Annotated in this window: 17 protein-coding genes; 14 read left to right on the forward strand and 3 right to left on the reverse strand. The window is 69.9% G+C overall.

Translation table 11 applies throughout. From position 1 onward, the window contains the following. The first annotated feature begins 13 nt into the window (after positions 1-13). Together ffh and G3T37_RS09285 are read left to right on the forward strand one after the other, a co-directional pair. Complete coding sequence (gene ffh, locus G3T37_RS09280; protein ID WP_163473326.1) at positions 14-1579, forward strand: signal recognition particle protein; 1566 nt, start codon at positions 14-16, stop codon at positions 1577-1579. A gap of 38 nt (positions 1580-1617) precedes the next feature. Beyond that, positions 1618-2421 carry an LLM class F420-dependent oxidoreductase gene (locus G3T37_RS09285; RefSeq protein ID WP_163473328.1) on the forward strand — a complete coding sequence of 268 codons (804 nt, stop codon included), beginning with the start codon at positions 1618-1620 and terminating at the stop codon, positions 2419-2421. Positions 2422-2450: 29 nt separating this feature from the next. Here G3T37_RS09285 and G3T37_RS09290 read toward each other — a convergent pair whose 3' ends face one another. After that, positions 2451-3626, reverse strand: coding sequence for a glutamate--cysteine ligase (locus G3T37_RS09290; RefSeq protein WP_163473330.1), 1176 nt, complete (start codon positions 3624-3626; stop codon positions 2451-2453). A 143-nt stretch (positions 3627-3769) separates the two neighbouring features. Here G3T37_RS09290 and G3T37_RS15140 point away from each other — a divergent pair, with 143 nt between their 5' ends. From G3T37_RS15140 to trmD, 5 genes are all read left to right on the forward strand, one after another. Then, a complete protein-coding gene (locus tag G3T37_RS15140) occupies positions 3770-4669 on the forward strand; it encodes an EamA family transporter (protein WP_174247758.1) in 900 nt (299 codons plus the stop codon). Between the two features lie 218 nt (positions 4670-4887). After that, positions 4888-5325, forward strand: a complete 438-nt coding sequence (gene rpsP / locus G3T37_RS09300) for a 30S ribosomal protein S16 (protein WP_163473332.1) — start codon at positions 4888-4890, stop codon at positions 5323-5325. Between the two features lie 3 nt (positions 5326-5328). Beyond that, positions 5329-5565 carry an RNA-binding protein gene (locus tag G3T37_RS09305; protein ID WP_163473334.1) on the forward strand — a complete coding sequence of 79 codons (237 nt, stop codon included), beginning with the start codon at positions 5329-5331 and terminating at the stop codon, positions 5563-5565. 2 nt (positions 5566-5567) lie between these two features. Then, positions 5568-6236, forward strand: coding sequence for a ribosome maturation factor RimM (gene rimM / locus G3T37_RS09310; RefSeq protein WP_338401229.1), 669 nt, complete (start codon positions 5568-5570; stop codon positions 6234-6236). 52 nt (positions 6237-6288) lie between these two features. Beyond that, on the forward strand, positions 6289-6966 hold the full coding sequence (gene trmD, locus G3T37_RS09315) for a tRNA (guanosine(37)-N1)-methyltransferase TrmD (protein WP_163473335.1): 678 nt from the start codon (positions 6289-6291) through the stop codon (positions 6964-6966). Positions 6967-6985: 19 nt separating this feature from the next. Here the strand turns inward: trmD and map are convergent, their stop codons facing one another. Both map and G3T37_RS09325 read right to left on the reverse strand, forming a co-directional pair. Further along, positions 6986-7753 (reverse strand): type I methionyl aminopeptidase, encoded by a 768-nt coding sequence (map, locus tag G3T37_RS09320; RefSeq protein WP_163473336.1) that lies wholly within the window; start codon positions 7751-7753, stop codon positions 6986-6988. Continuing rightward, positions 7746-8396, reverse strand: coding sequence for a TetR/AcrR family transcriptional regulator (locus G3T37_RS09325; RefSeq protein ID WP_163473338.1), 651 nt, complete (start codon positions 8394-8396; stop codon positions 7746-7748). Before G3T37_RS09325 ends, map begins: the two co-directional genes overlap by 8 nt. 153 nt (positions 8397-8549) lie before the next feature. Here G3T37_RS09325 and rplS point away from each other — a divergent pair, with 153 nt between their 5' ends. From rplS to dprA, 7 genes are all read left to right on the forward strand, one after another. Then, positions 8550-8894, forward strand: a complete 345-nt coding sequence (gene rplS / locus G3T37_RS09330; protein WP_163473340.1) for a 50S ribosomal protein L19 — start codon at positions 8550-8552, stop codon at positions 8892-8894. Between the two features lie 70 nt (positions 8895-8964). Next, positions 8965-9726: a signal peptidase I gene (lepB, locus tag G3T37_RS09335; protein WP_163473342.1), complete on the forward strand. Its 762-nt coding sequence runs from the start codon at positions 8965-8967 to the stop codon at positions 9724-9726. 2 nt (positions 9727-9728) lie between these two features. Then, positions 9729-10376 carry a ribonuclease HII gene (locus tag G3T37_RS09340; protein WP_163473344.1) on the forward strand — a complete coding sequence of 216 codons (648 nt, stop codon included), beginning with the start codon at positions 9729-9731 and terminating at the stop codon, positions 10374-10376. Between the two features lie 12 nt (positions 10377-10388). Then, positions 10389-10712, forward strand: coding sequence for a DUF2469 family protein (locus G3T37_RS09345; RefSeq protein WP_163473345.1), 324 nt, complete (start codon positions 10389-10391; stop codon positions 10710-10712). A 96-nt stretch (positions 10713-10808) separates the two neighbouring features. Continuing rightward, positions 10809-11162: a YraN family protein gene (locus tag G3T37_RS09350; RefSeq protein ID WP_163473347.1), complete on the forward strand. Its 354-nt coding sequence runs from the start codon at positions 10809-10811 to the stop codon at positions 11160-11162. Further along, positions 11162-12688, forward strand: a complete 1527-nt coding sequence (locus tag G3T37_RS09355; protein WP_163473348.1) for a YifB family Mg chelatase-like AAA ATPase — start codon at positions 11162-11164, stop codon at positions 12686-12688. The genes G3T37_RS09350 and G3T37_RS09355 overlap by 1 nt, the downstream gene beginning before the upstream one ends. Continuing rightward, on the forward strand, positions 12685-13890 hold the full coding sequence (dprA, locus tag G3T37_RS09360; protein WP_163473350.1) for a DNA-processing protein DprA: 1206 nt from the start codon (positions 12685-12687) through the stop codon (positions 13888-13890). The genes G3T37_RS09355 and dprA overlap by 4 nt, the downstream gene beginning before the upstream one ends. The last annotated feature ends 2 nt before the right edge of the window (positions 13891-13892 follow it).

Genomic DNA, 13892 nt, shown 5'->3' on the forward strand with positions numbered 1-13892 from the left:
AACTATCCCCACCATGGCCACCTTTGGAAACCTCTCAGACCGCCTCTCCGCGACCTTCAAGAACCTGCGCGGCAAGGGCAAGCTCAGCCCCGCGGATGTCGACGGCACCGTGCGCGAGATCCGGCGGGCCCTGCTCGACGCCGACGTCAACCTCGAGGTGGTGAAGGCCTTCACGGGCCGCGTGCGCGATCGGGCGCTGGGAGACGAGGTCTCCAAGGCGCTCAACCCGGCGCAGCAGGTCGTGCAGATCGTGAACGACGAGCTCATCACCATCCTCGGCGGTCAGCAGCGCCGCCTGCAGTTCGCGAAGAACCCGCCCACCGTGATCATGCTCGTGGGTCTGCAGGGTGCGGGCAAGACGACGCTCGCGGGCAAGCTCGCCAAGTGGCTGGCGAGCGAGAACCACACCCCCATGCTCGTCGCGGCCGACCTCCAGCGCCCGAACGCGGTGACCCAGCTGCAGGTGGTCGGGGCGCACGCCGGGGTCACGGTGTTTGCACCGGAGCCCGGAAACGGCGTCGGCAACCCCGTGCGGGTCGCGAAGGACGCGATCAAGTACGCGAAAGACAAGCAGCACGACATCGTGATCGTCGACACGGCGGGTCGCCTGGGCGTCGACGCGGAGCTCATGAGGCAGGCGGCCGACATCCGCAAGGCGGTCGACCCGGACGAGGTGCTCTTCGTGCTCGACGCCATGATCGGTCAGGACGCGGTCACGACCGCCAAGGCCTTCCAGGACGGCGTCGACTTCACCGGCGTGGTCCTGTCAAAGCTCGATGGCGATGCCCGCGGTGGTGCGGCGCTCTCGGTGGCCTCGGTGACGGGCCGCCCGATCATCTTCGCGAGCACGGGGGAGGGACTCGACGACTTCGAGCCGTTCCACCCCGACCGCATGGCGAGCCGCATCCTCGATCTCGGTGACATCCTCTCGCTCATCGAGCAGGCGCAGAAGAACTTCGATGAGGAGGAGGCCCGCAAGGTCGCCGAGAAGTTCGCGACCGACACCTTCACCCTCGAAGACTTCCTCGCCCAGATGCAGCAGCTCAAGAACATGGGCTCGATCAAGAGCATGCTGAGCATGCTGCCGGGGGCGCGCGGAATGCGCCAGCAGCTCGACAACTTCGACGAGAGCGAACTCACGCGCACCGAGGCGATCATCCAGTCGATGACGATCCAGGAGCGTCGCCAGCCCAAGGTGCTCAACGGCTCGCGGCGCCTCCGCATCGCCCGCGGTTCCGGAACCACGGTGACCGAGGTCAACGCGCTCGTGAACCGCTTCGAGCAGGCGGCCAAGATGATGAAGACCGTCGCGAAGGGCGGAGTGCCGCAGGTGCCGGGCATGGGTCCCATCCCGGGCGCCGGTTTCGCCGGCAAGGCGAAGAAGCCGCAGCAGAAGAAGGGCTCCCGCTCCGGCAACCCGGCGAAGCGCGCGGCCGAGAACGCGGCGCTCGCCGCGGGCAAGCCGGTCGGCCCGGCCGCCGCAGGCGCAGGCTCCGGGTTCGGCCTCGGCGGTGCCGGCAAGAAGGCCGCGCCGACCGAGGAGGAGCTGGCGAGTCTGCAGAAGTTTCTGGGGCGCTAGCGGCGGTCATCCCGGGTCGGCGCGCTTAGGCTGGAGACATGACTTCAGCGCAGAATCGCCCCGTCCGCCTCGGCGTGCAGGTTGCCCCCCAGCACGCCCTCTACCCGAAGATCCGGCAGACCGTCGCGACCCTCGAAGACCTCGGGGTCGACGTCATCTTCAACTGGGACCACTTCTTCCCGCTCAGCGGTCCGCGTGACGGGGAGCACTACGAGTCCTGGACGATGCTCGCCGCGATCGCCGAACAGACGAGCCGCGTCGAGTTCGGCGCGCTCGTCAACTGCAACAGCTACCGCAACGCCGATCTGCAGGCCGACATGGCGCGCACGATCGACCACATCTCCGCGAAGGACACGGGCACGGGGCGCTTCATCTTCGGCACGGGCTCCGGCTGGTTCGAGCGCGACTACGACGAGTACGGCTACGAGTTCGGCACGGTCGGCGGCCGGCTGGATGCCCTTGCCGAGAGTCTCCCGCGCATCGAGGCCCGCTGGGCGGGGCTCAACCCCGCACCGACCCGCGACATCCCCGTGCTGATCGGCGGCGGCGGCGAGAAGAAGACGCTCAAGATCGTCGCGAAGCACGCCGACATCTGGCACAGCTTCTCCGACCCGGAGACGCTGAAGCGCAAGCTCGGCATCCTCGCCGAGCACGGCGAGACCGTGGGGCGCGACGTGAGCGAGATCGAGATCTCGACCGAGCTTCGCCAGCGCGACGAGAAGGAGGCGCGTGAGCTGTTCGAGCTCGGCACGACCCTCTTCACGATCGGACTCTCGGGCCCCGACTACGACCTCACCCCGGTGAAGAAGTGGCTGGCCTGGCGCGACGCGCTGAACGGCTGACGCGCTGAACGCGGCTGACGGCGCGCCGCTCAGCCGACGCCGTCGCGCAGCTCCCGGACGAGCGATCCCACGACGGCCTTGAGGCTGCCGCCGTGCGCGGCCGCGGCCGCCCGCTGACGCTGGTAGCTGGCGCCCGTTCGGATGATCGTGTCCACGCCGCTCAGCTCCGCCGAGCAGCCCAGCCGGGCCGCCGTGGGTTCGAGCCGGTCGAGCAGGCCACCGAGGTGCTCGGTCATGAGCTCCTCGTCGCCCGCCGAGTTCGTGATGATGATGGCGTCCATGCCGTAGCGTGCGGCGCGCCACTTGTTCTCGCGCACGTACCACGGCTGCATCGAGGGCAGCTGCTCGCCCGCGTCCAGACGGCAGGAGAGGTCCTCGACGAGGCACTGTGCGAGCGCGCCGAGCGAGGCGACCTCCGCTGCGCTGGGCAGACCGTCGCAGAAGCGCAACTCGATGGTGCCCCACCGGGGTGACGGGCGGAGATCCCAGCGGAGCTCGGAGAAGTGGTCGATGACGCCGACGTGGGTGAGGTCATCCACCACCCGTTCGTACTCGCCCCACGACGCCAACTGCGGCGGCAGGCCCGCGGTGGGGAGCTGCTGGAACATCATCGCGCGGTTGGAGGCGTAGCCGGTGTCTTCGCCGGCCCAGTACGGGCTCGACGCGGAGAGCGCCTGGAAGTGCGGGTAGAAGGTGAGCAGCCCGCTCAGGATCGGGAGCACCTTCGCGCGCTCCTCGATGCCGACGTGCATGTGCACTCCCCAGATCATGAGCTGGCGTCCCCACCACTGAGTGCGGTCGATGAGCGTGTCGTAGCGGGCGTTTCCGGGGGTCACCTCCTGCTGGTGCCACTGGCTGAACGGGTGCGTGCCCGAGCACATCAGGTCGACCCCGTGCCCGTCGGCGACGCGGCGCACCCGGGCGAGCATGGTCGTGAGGTCGTCGACCGCGTGCCCGACGTGGTCGTGCGGCCCGCTCACGATCTCGACCGTGTTGGTGAGGAACTCCTTCGTCACCTGCGGGTACTCCGCGGGTTCCTCTCCGCGCTCGCGCGCCTCCTCCGCGAGCGCCGCGGACTCGTCGCCCAGCTCGGCGAGGATCACGGGGGCGGCCCGGGTGAGTTCCCCGCTCGCGTGATCGACGCAGGCGATCTCCCACTCGAGACCGATGTTCGACCTCCTGGACGTGCCGAATTCGATCTCCATTGGCTGATTCTTGCAAGGATGACCGCCCCGCACGACCCCCGACGGCCCCTGTCACCCACGCCGATGCTGCCAGCTTTCGGCGACCGACTGCCATGTCCGCTTCCCGCCGGTGCCGCGTCGGTGGGGCGGGCTAGCGTGGTGGAGTGACCACCGCACCGCCGCTCCGCGCGCCCGCTCTCGCCCCGCCCGTGATCGCCGCCATCGTCGTGACGGTGGTCGCCTGGGCGAGCGCCTTCGTGGTCATCCGGGCGACCGGAGCGCACTTCGGCGGAGGGGCGCTCGCGCTCGGCCGGCTCCTGGTCGGTTCGGTCGTGCTGGGAGTGGTCGTCCTCCTCGGCCGGCGCTGGGTACGCCCGACCGGTCGCGAGTGGCTGCAACTCGCCGCCTTCGGGCTCTGCTGGTTCGGCGCGTACAACGTCGGGCTGAACATCGCCGAGCAGACGCTCGATGCCGGCACGACGGCGATGCTGGTCGGGGTCGGCCCGGTCCTGATCGCGCTCGGAGCGGGCCTGTTCCTCGGCGAGGGCCTTCCGCGCTGGCTCGGCATCGGCGCCGCGGTCGCGTTCGCGGGCGTGATCCTCATCGGGGTCGCCTCGGGCGTGCGCGTCGGCAGCGGCGCCGGCATCCTCTGGTGCCTCCTCGCCGCGCTCACGTACGCGACCGGGGTGCTGTTCCAGAAGGTGCTCCTGCGGCGCCTGCCCGCGGCGCAGGTCACCTGGCTCGGGTGCACGATCGGTGCCGTCGCGTGCCTGCCGTTCGCCGGTCAACTGATCGGGGAGGCGGCCACCGCACCGGCGGGAGCGCTGCTCGGCGTCGCCTACCTGGGCGCGATCCCCACCGCCCTCGCCTTCAGCACCTGGGCCTACGCCCTGACGAGGATGCCCGCCGGCCAGCTCGGCGTCACCACCTACATCGTGCCCTCGCTCACCATCCTGCTGGCCCTGGCGTTCTTCCGGGAGGTGCCTCCGCTGCTCGCGATCGCGGGCGGGGTGGTCTGCCTGGTCGGCGTGGCGCTGAGCCGGAGACGGCCCCGGCCGGCGTGACCTCCGCGCGCGGTGGGTCGGCCGCGGGCATGTGCTGTGGCCCGACTCGGGCATCCGGTTCCCCACCGGGAGAAAAGTCTGGCAGAATGGCATGTCGAGTCTGTCGCCGCCCGACCCTCTAATCAGGTGCCGGCAGAACCCTTAGAGCTTTCGTGCCGAGTGTGCCCCACGCCCACGGCAACCAGTTCGCCACCACTTACACGTCATTCAGGAGAATTGTGGCTGTCAAAATTCGTTTGAAGCGCCTGGGCAAGATCCGCGCGCCCTACTACCGCATCGTCGTCGCCGACTCGCGCACCAAGCGCGACGGTCGCGTGATCGAGGAGATCGGCAAGTACCACCCCACTGAGGAGCCCTCGTTCATCGAGGTCAAGTCCGACCGCGCTCAGTACTGGCTCGGCGTCGGCGCCCAGCCGTCCCCGCAGGTCGAGGCCATCCTCAAGCTCACGGGCGACTGGGGCATCTTCAAGGGCGACAAGAACGCCAAGAGCATCGTGAAGACGAAGGAGGCCAAGGCCGAGTTCGTCGCCGACGAGAAGAAGAAGCCGGTGCTCAAGCCCAAGGCCGAGAAGCCGGCGCCCGTCGTCGAGGCTCCCGCCGAGGCCGAGGAGGCCCCCGCGGCCGAGTCGACCGACGCCACCACCGACGAGGCGTAACACGTGCTCGCAGCCGCTCTCGAGCACCTCGTCAAGGGGATCGTCGATCACCCCGCAGAGGTGCAGGTAGTAGCAAAGAACTCTCCACGCGGCGAGGTCCTCGAGGTGCGCGTGCACCCCGAGGACCTCGGTCGCGTGATCGGTCGCGCTGGTCGCACCGCGAAGGCTCTCCGCACCTTGATCACGGCACTCGCCGATGGCAAGCGTGTGCGCGTCGACGTGGTCGACACAGACTTCTGACGGTGGCCGCCGCCAAACAGGCGAACCCGAACCGCACGCAGTTGCGCGTCGGTCGCCTCGTCAAGGCCCACGGTCTCAAGGGCGCGCTGAAGATCGAGCTCTACACCGACGACCCCGACCGCCGTTTCGTTCCCGGCGCCGTCTTCTCGCTGCAGGTTCCCACCTCCTCCGACTGGCACGGCAAGACGCTCGAACTCGTCGAGCTGCGCTGGTACAACTCGCACGCCGTGGGGTTCTTCAAGGACGTGCCCGACCGCACGGTCGCCGAGACTCTCGTGAAGGCGATCCTCTGGGTCGAGCAGGACGCGGCCGAGCTTCCCGCCGAGGACGACGCCTGGTACGACCACCAGCTGGTCGGCCTGCGCGTGCTGCGCGACGGCGTCGACGTCGGCCTCGTCACCCAGATCGACCACTTCCCCGCTCAGGACCTCCTCACCGTGAAGACCGAGTCGGGCGATGTCCTGGTGCCGTTCGTGAAGGCGATCGTGCCGACCGTCGACATCAAGGCGGGCACCCTCACCGTGACGCCGCCCGCGGGTCTCTTCGAGCAGCTTCCGGACGACGAGGATGCTCCGGCCGACGCAACTCCCGCTGCCGACGCTGGCCCTGCCGACGTCGCCCCCGCGGCGGCCCCGGCCCCGGCCACGCCCGCGACCCCTGCCGGCGACTGACGCGGTGGTACCCGCGCCGACCGCCCCACGGCCGAGTCGGTAGGGTCGACTCGTGCGCATCGACATCGTCACGATCTTCCCCGAGTTCTTCTCCGTGCTCGACGTCTCGCTGCTCGGCAAGGCGCGCCAGTCCGGTCTGCTCGAGCTGGGGGTGCACGACCTGCGTGACTTCACGCACGACCGCCACCGCACCGTCGACGACACCCCGTACGGCGGCGGCGCGGGCATGGTCATGAAGCCTGAGCCCTGGGGCGAGGCCCTCGACGCCCTGATCACTCCCGCCTCGACCGTGATCTTCCCGTCGCCGGCGGGGGAGCGGTTCACCCAGTCGATCGCGCGGGAGCTGGCCGAGCATCCGCATCTCGTCTTCGGCTGCGGTCGCTACGAGGGCATCGACCAGCGTGTGGTCGAGAACACCGCGGGGCTGGCCGCGGTGCGCGAGATCAGCCTCGGCGACTACGTCCTGAACGGCGGCGAGGTGGCCTCCCTCGCGATGATCGAGGCGATCGCTCGCCTGGTGCCCGGAATGGTGGGCAACCCCGAGAGCCTCGACGAGGAGAGCCACGAGGACGGCCTCCTCGAGTATCCGAGCTACACGAAGCCCGCCGTCTGGCGCGGGCACGAGGTTCCGCCCGTGCTGCTGAGCGGCAACCACGGCGCGATCGCCGCGTGGCGCCACGAGCAGCAGGTGCAGCGCACGCGCCGGGTCAGGCCCGACCTGCTCGACTGACCCCGCGGATGCGCGGCGGCTATCCGCGCGCGGTCAGCACCAGCGGGTCGCCGTCGGTCACCGCCACCGTGTGCTCGAAGTGGGCGGCCCTCGATCCGTCTGCGCTCCGCAGCGTCCAGCCATCGCGGTCGGTGTAGATGCGGTCGGTGCCGAGCATGAACCACGGCTCGATCGCGAAGACGAGACCCTCCCGCAGGGGGAGACCGCGATGCGGTCGACCATCGTTGGGAACGTGCGGGTCGCCGTGCATCGTCCGCCCCACGCCGTGCCCTCCGAAGTCGAGATTCACCGAAAGTCCCGCCGCGTGAGCGACCTCGCCGATCGCCGCCGAGATGTCGCCCATGCGATTTCCCGGCCGCGCCTGGGCGATTCCGGCGTCGAGGGCGCGGGAGGTGACGTCGATGAGTCGGAGGTCCTCGTCGCGCGGTGTGCCGACGATGACGGTGACCGCAGAGTCGGCGACCCAGCCGTCGACGGAGGCGGCGAAGTCGAGGCTCACCACGTCGCCGTCGCGCAGGGCGTAGTCGTGCGGGAGGCCGTGCAGTGCCGCATCGTTGACCGAGGTGCAGAGGTAGCGCCCGAACTTCGACCCGCCGAAGGAGGGGTGGTAGTCGACATAGCAGCTCTCCGCGCCGCGCGCGCGGATCATCTCGCCCGCGAGGCGGTCGAGCGCCAGGAGGTTGACTCCGACGGCGGCCGCCTCGGCGGTGGCGCTGACGACGGCGGCGACGAACTCGCCGGCCGGGCGCATCTGCTGAACCTCGGCCGGAGTGCGGATCTCAATCATGGTGACCCGGCAGTTCGGCGCGGTCGCGCAGGTAGCCGTTCGCGATCTCGCGCGCGCGGTCGATGAACCGCTGGTCGCCCGCGCGATCCAGCAGGAACGCGCGCTGGAGCAGGGCATCCGCGATCTCGACCACGACCTCGATGTCGAACAGGATGTCGTCGTCGGGCGTGAAGTCGTACTTCTCCGACAGCAGACCGACGAGCGCCCGGGCGAGCACCCCGTTGTTGCTGAACTCGGGTTCGAGGAAGCGATCGTCGATGATGTCGCCGAAGCGAAGGGCGCGGAAGCCGCGCTCGGAGCGGTTGAACTCGATGAAGACGTCGATCGCCACGTCGAGCGAGTCGCGCCATTGCACGGAGTCGGAACCGATGCGCTCGTAGATGGTCGTCGTGAACCTCTCGAGGTTGCGCGCCGCGAGAGCGCGCAGGAGCGACTGGATGTTGGGGAAGTACCGGTAGACGACCCCCACGGACGACTCGGAGCGCGCCGCGACCTCGCTCGTGGTGAGCGCGTCGATGCCCGTCTCATCGATGAGCGCGGCGGCCGCGTCGAGCAGCAGGGTGATGCGCTGGGCGCTGCGCTGCTGCACCGGTTCGGTGCGGACCAGGGATGCCGTGGTCGGCGGTTCGGGCGATTCACTCATCGCAGTCGCGGCTTTCTAATGTTTGTGGCAGAATTGCCCCTTGTGCCCTGCTCCGGCTCTGCCACAGGGGAGCTCTTCAGCTTTCGGGCGCACTTCATCTTCTTACACCTAAGACCGTAATCGACCTGTGGCGGTTGCAGAGAGCGAATTGCCATGAGCCACCTCCTTTCCGAAGTGGATGCAGCATCCCTCCGTTCGGACATTCCGGACTTCCGCGCCGGCGACACCGTCAAGGTGCACGTCAACATCATCGAGGGCTCGCGCTCGCGTATCCAGGTGTTCCAGGGTGTCGTCATCGGCCGCCAGGGCGACAGCGTGCGTGAGACCTTCACGGTGCGCAAGGTCAGCTTCCAGGTCGGCGTCGAGCGCACCTTCCCGGTGCACTCCCCGGTCATCGACCACATCGAGATCGTCACCCGCGGTGACGTGCGTCGCGCCAAGCTGTACTACCTCCGCGACCTCCGCGGCAAGAAGGCGAAGATCAAGGAAAAGCGCTGAGCGCTGCCTCGGCCACTGATCTGATCCTGAGCTCCCGACCTTTACACTGGGTCGGGAGCTCAGGGGTTTAATGACAGGCGAAGTAGAGACGGCACCGCGTCGCGGTACCGGCCAGCGGGGTAGGCGCGCGAAGAAGCGGGGGTGGAAGTACTTCCTCCGGGACGTGCTCGTCATCTTCCTCGCGGCGATCGTGATCTCCTTTCTGATCAAGACCTTCCTCATCCGCTCCTTCTACATCCCGTCGCAGTCGATGGAGAACACGCTCCTCGAGAACGACCGCATCATCGTGAGCCTGCTCACGCCGGGCCTCACCCCGCTCCGGCACGGCGACGTGATCGTCTTCAAAGACCCGGGCGACTGGCTGGATGCGACGCCGCCGCCCGTGCAGAGCCCGCTCTCCAGCGCGGTGGACGGCGCTCTCGGCTTCGTCGGGCTGAGCGCACCCGACAGCAACGATCATCTCGTGAAGCGTGTCATCGGACTGCCCGGCGACCACGTCGTCTGCTGCACCGCGGCCGGCCAGCTGACGGTGAACGGGACGCCCCTCATCGAGCCCTACATCAAACTCCCGGCGAACACGGTGAAGGCCGCGCCCACCTCCTTCGACGTGACGGTTCCCGCGGGATCGCTCTGGGTCATGGGCGACAACCGCTACGAGTCCGCGGACTCGGCGTACCACCTGGCGAACCACGATCCGCACGTGTATGTGCCGCTCAGCGACGTGGTGGGCAAGGCGATGGTGGTGAGCTGGCCGCTGAATCGGTGGACGGTGCTCGACGACTACCCGGACGTCTACAAGGGCGTGACCTCGGGCACACCGACGGGCAAGTAACGGTGGTCGTCGCCGACCCCGACTACACCGTCGAGTCCAGCCTGCACGCCGCAGGGGCACGATTCGTGATCGGCTGCGACGAGGTGGGGCGGGGCGCGATCGCGGGGCCCGTGGCCGTGGGGCTCGCGGTGCTCGATGCGGCGGCGGGCGAGCATCCGGCGGGTCTTCGCGACTCGAAGCTGCTGAGCGAGAAGCGTCGCGAGACGATGGCACCGCTCGCCGCGGCGTGGGCGCGTCAGGTCGCTGTGGGACTCGCGAGCGCGGAGGAGGTCGACCGGCTGGGCATCACCGCCTGCCTGGGCCTCGCGGGCAAGCGTGCGCTCGTGCAGCTGCACGAGGCGGGCGCGCACATCACCGAGAGCATCGTGCTGCTCGATGGCTCGTTCGACTGGCTGACCCCCGCGCTGGCGCACCCGCCGAGGGTGACCACTCGCGTCAAGGCCGACCGGGACTGCTCATCGGTCGCCGCCGCGTCGGTCGTCGCGAAGGTGCATCGAGACCGGCTGATGATCGAGGCCGATGCCCGGTATCCGGGGTACGGATGGTCGGGCAACAAGGGCTACGGATCGGCCGAGCACTTCGAGGCGATCGCCCGCCTCGGCCCGAGCGACTGGCACCGACGAACGTGGCTGCGGGCCCCGGGAGCCTAGACTGATCGCAGCATGGAAGAAGACGAATTCGAAGACTACGACCGCGAGGTCGAGCTCGCCTTGTATCGGGAGTATCGCGACGTCGTGTCGCAGTTCCGCTACGTGGTGGAGACCGAGCGTCGCTTCTACCTGGCGAACGAGGTCACCCTCGTGCGCCAGGACACCGAGCACGACTTCTACTTCGAGCTGACCATGAACGACGTCTGGGTCTGGGACGTCTACCGCTCCGACCGCTTCGTCAAATCCGTGCGAGTGCTCACCTTCAAAGACGTCAACGTCGAGGAGCTCTCGGCCAAGGAGCTCGAGCTGCCGAAGGAACTCGCGCTCGACGAGTAGCGCCGCGCTCCTCCACAGCGCCGGGCGATCTGAGCCTCTCCACCGACGGCGGCGTCGCGCCTCCCGGCATGGCGGCGTGCCGGCAGCATCGACGCCATGCCGCACAAAGACGAACTCGGTCGGCGGGGCGAAGCGCTCGCCGTCGACCACCTGACCGCCACCGGATTCGAGATCATCGAGCGCAATTGGCGCTCCGCCCGAGGCGAGCTCGACATCATCGCCCGCGACGGCGCGGAGGTCGTGGTCGTCGAGGTGAAGACGCGATCCAACCTGAGTCGAGGCAATCCGCTCGACGCGATCACCGGCCCCAAACTCGCCCGGCTGCGCCGACTCGCGCGCGAGTGGGCGAGCGAGCACGGCCATCCCGCGGCCGTGCGGATCGACGCCATCGGAATCGTCGCGCCCACGCACGGGCTCGTCGAGATCGACCACGTGCGCGGGGTGTTCTGATGGGGCTTGCGCGCACTCGCGCCGTCTCCATGGTCGGGATGCGCGGGTCGATGGTCGAGATCGAGGCCGATCTGTCGAGCAACCTGCCGGGCTTCGTGCTGATCGGTCTGCCGGATGCGGCACTCGGCGAGGCGAAGGACCGGGTGCGGTCCGCGGCGGCCAACTCCGGGTGCCCCCTCCCGCCGCGCAAGATCACCGTGAACCTCTCGCCCGCGGCGCTCCCCAAGCACGGCTCGTCGTTCGACCTCGCCATCGCGGTCGCCGTGCTGGGCGCGAGCGGGGAGTGCGACGCCCGCTCGGTGGGGCGGGTCGTGCACCTCGGGGAGCTGGGCCTCGACGGGCGGGTGCGGCCGGTGCCGGGTATCCTGCCGTCGGTGCTGGCCGCGCGGCGCTGCGGCTTCGAGAGAGTAATGGTTCCCGCCGGCAACCTCGCGGAGGCCGCGCTCGTTCCCGGTATCGAGGCCATCGGTGTCGCCTCCCTGCGCGAGGCCGCGATCCGGCACGGCGCCGAGCTCGAACCCGTGCGGGTCGAGATGATCCCGGCGGCCGCCGCCGAGCCGAGTGTGCAGGATGACCGGGATCTCGCCGATGTCGTGGGGAACGCCGAGGCCGTCGATGCCATGCTCGTGGCTGCCGCGGGCGGCCACCACGCGTTTCTGCTCGGCCCGCCGGGCGCGGGGAAGACGATGCTCGCATCGCGTCTCCCGGGTCTGCTGCCCGACCTCACGCCGGAGGCGGCGATCGAGGTGAGTTCGGTGCGCTCGCTCGCGGGGCTGCCCGTCGGGGATGCGCTCGCCTCCCGGCCCCCGTTCGAAGCGCCGCACCACACCGCGAGTGCGGCGGCGCTCATCGGAGGCGGATCGGGCGTGATTCGTCCCGGTGCCGCCGCTCGCGCCGCGCACGGCGTGCTCTTCCTCGACGAGGCCCCGGAGTACCCGCGGTCGGTGCTCGACACGCTGCGGCAGCCGCTCGAGAGCGGGTCGATCGAGATCCATCGGGCGGGCGCGGTCGCGACGTTCCCGGGACAGTTCCAGCTCGTCCTCGCCGCGAATCCGTGCCCCTGCGGGCAGTTCGGCTCCACCGGCAACAGCTGCACCTGCCCGCCCAACACGCGTCGCCGGTACCTCGCCCGCCTTTCCGGACCGCTCCTCGATCGGGTCGACATCCAGCTGAGCGTGCCCCGCGTGACGGCCGCACGCTCGCTGCGCTCGGGCGGGCTGTCGACGGCCGCGGCGAGGGCGAGAGTGACGGATGCGCGGGGTGCGGCCGCGGCGCGACTCCGGTCCACCCCGTGGCGCACGAACGCCCGCGTGAGTGGAGCCTGGCTGCGCAGCACGCGGCACACGCTCGCCCCCGGAGTCACACGTCCCCTCGATCGGGCACTCGAGACGGGCGGATTGACGATGCGCGGGTACGAGCGCGTGCTTCGCGTCGCCTGGACGATCGCCGACCTCGAGGGCGTATCGACGCCCACGGCCGCCCACATCGGCAAGGCCCTGTACCTCAGAAAGGCGACTGCCGCATGAGCGTGTTCGGTCTGACCGACGCCGAGGTCATCGCGCATGTTCGCGCCGTGTCGGGCGACCAGCACGATGCGCGGGGTGTGCGGCGCCTGTTCGCCCGGGCGGCCTGGAGCGGCATCGCCGAGCCGGGCGACCGGATGGCGGGCGTCGTCGTCGGCTCGGTGGGCGCGGATGTCGCGCTGGAGGCGCTCCTCGCCGGATGGTCGGCCGAGCGATGGCAGGCCGAGCTCAGCCACTCGGGCGTGGGCACCGTCACGGCGGCCGAGATCGGCTCCGCGGTGGATCGGTGGGCACCGCGTCTCAACTCGGCGCAGGTGCTTCGCTCGCTCAGCCACGCCGCACGCTTCGCCGTCAGGCTTCTCACCCCGGAGGACCCGGGCTGGCCCGTGCCGGTGGACGAGCTGTCGGTGCACGCGCCGCTCGCCCTGTGGGTGCGCGGACGCCTCGATGACTTCCAGGTCGTGGAACGGTCCGTGGCGCTCGTCGGCGCCCGCGCCGCGACCGGGTACGGCGAGCACGTGACCATGGAGTCGACCGTGGGGCTCGTCGAGCGAGGATTCGCGATCGTCTCGGGTGCGGCCTATGGCATCGACGGGGCGGCGCATCGCGCCGCTCTCGCGAGCCACGGCACCACGATCGCCGTGCTCGCCGGCGGGGTCGACCGCTTCTACCCGAGCGGGCATGATGCCCTGCTCACGAGAATCGTCGACAGCGGTGCCGTGATCTCCGAGCTCCCGTGCGGGCAGCCTCCCACCCGCTGGAGGTTTCTCCAGCGCAACCGCATCATCGCTGCGCTGAGCCGCGCGACGGTCGTGCTCGAGGCAGGGTGGCGCTCCGGCTCGCTCAACACCGCGGGTCACGCCTCACAGCTCGGGCGACCTCTCGGTGCCGTGCCCGGGCCGATCACGAGTGCGGCCTCCGCGGGGTGCCACCGACTGGTGCGCGACTACGGCGCGACCCTCGTGACCGGCGCGGGCGACATGGCCGAACTCGCGGGGGACACGGTCACCGAGAGGGTCACCGAGCGCCGGTCGGCGGAACAGACGCGCGTTCTCGACGCGCTGGCTGTGCGGAGCGCCCGACCCGTCGACGACATCGCGGCCCGCAGCGGGCTCGCACCGGCGGACGTCGTTGCGGTGCTGGGCGTTCTGCACCTCGAGGAGCGGGTGGTCGAGCATCCCGGCGGCTGGGTGCGCAGGTCATGATC

This window comes from Galbitalea soli, from assembly GCF_010686725.1.
GTDB classification, from domain to species: domain Bacteria; phylum Actinomycetota; class Actinomycetes; order Actinomycetales; family Microbacteriaceae; genus Galbitalea; species Galbitalea soli.

Bases quoted from the DNA above. Each gene is read 5' to 3' on its own strand.
- ffh (WP_163473326.1), top strand. From the start codon at position 14: ATGGCCACCTTTGGAAACCTCTCAGACCGCCTCTCCGCGACCTTCAAG.
- G3T37_RS09285 (WP_163473328.1), top strand. From the start codon at position 1,618: ATGACTTCAGCGCAGAATCGCCCCGTCCGCCTCGGCGTGCAGGTTGCC.
- G3T37_RS09290 (WP_163473330.1), bottom strand. From the start codon at position 3,626: ATGGAGATCGAATTCGGCACGTCCAGGAGGTCGAACATCGGTCTCGAG.
- map (WP_163473336.1), bottom strand. From the start codon at position 7,753: ATGATTGAGATCCGCACTCCGGCCGAGGTTCAGCAGATGCGCCCGGCC.
- G3T37_RS09325 (WP_163473338.1), bottom strand. From the start codon at position 8,396: ATGAGTGAATCGCCCGAACCGCCGACCACGGCATCCCTGGTCCGCACC.
- rplS (WP_163473340.1), top strand. From the start codon at position 8,550: ATGAGCCACCTCCTTTCCGAAGTGGATGCAGCATCCCTCCGTTCGGAC.
- lepB (WP_163473342.1), top strand. From the start codon at position 8,965: ATGACAGGCGAAGTAGAGACGGCACCGCGTCGCGGTACCGGCCAGCGG.
- G3T37_RS09345 (WP_163473345.1), top strand. From the start codon at position 10,389: ATGGAAGAAGACGAATTCGAAGACTACGACCGCGAGGTCGAGCTCGCC.
- G3T37_RS09350 (WP_163473347.1), top strand. From the start codon at position 10,809: ATGCCGCACAAAGACGAACTCGGTCGGCGGGGCGAAGCGCTCGCCGTC.
- G3T37_RS09355 (WP_163473348.1), top strand. From the start codon at position 11,162: ATGGGGCTTGCGCGCACTCGCGCCGTCTCCATGGTCGGGATGCGCGGG.
- dprA (WP_163473350.1), top strand. From the start codon at position 12,685: ATGAGCGTGTTCGGTCTGACCGACGCCGAGGTCATCGCGCATGTTCGC.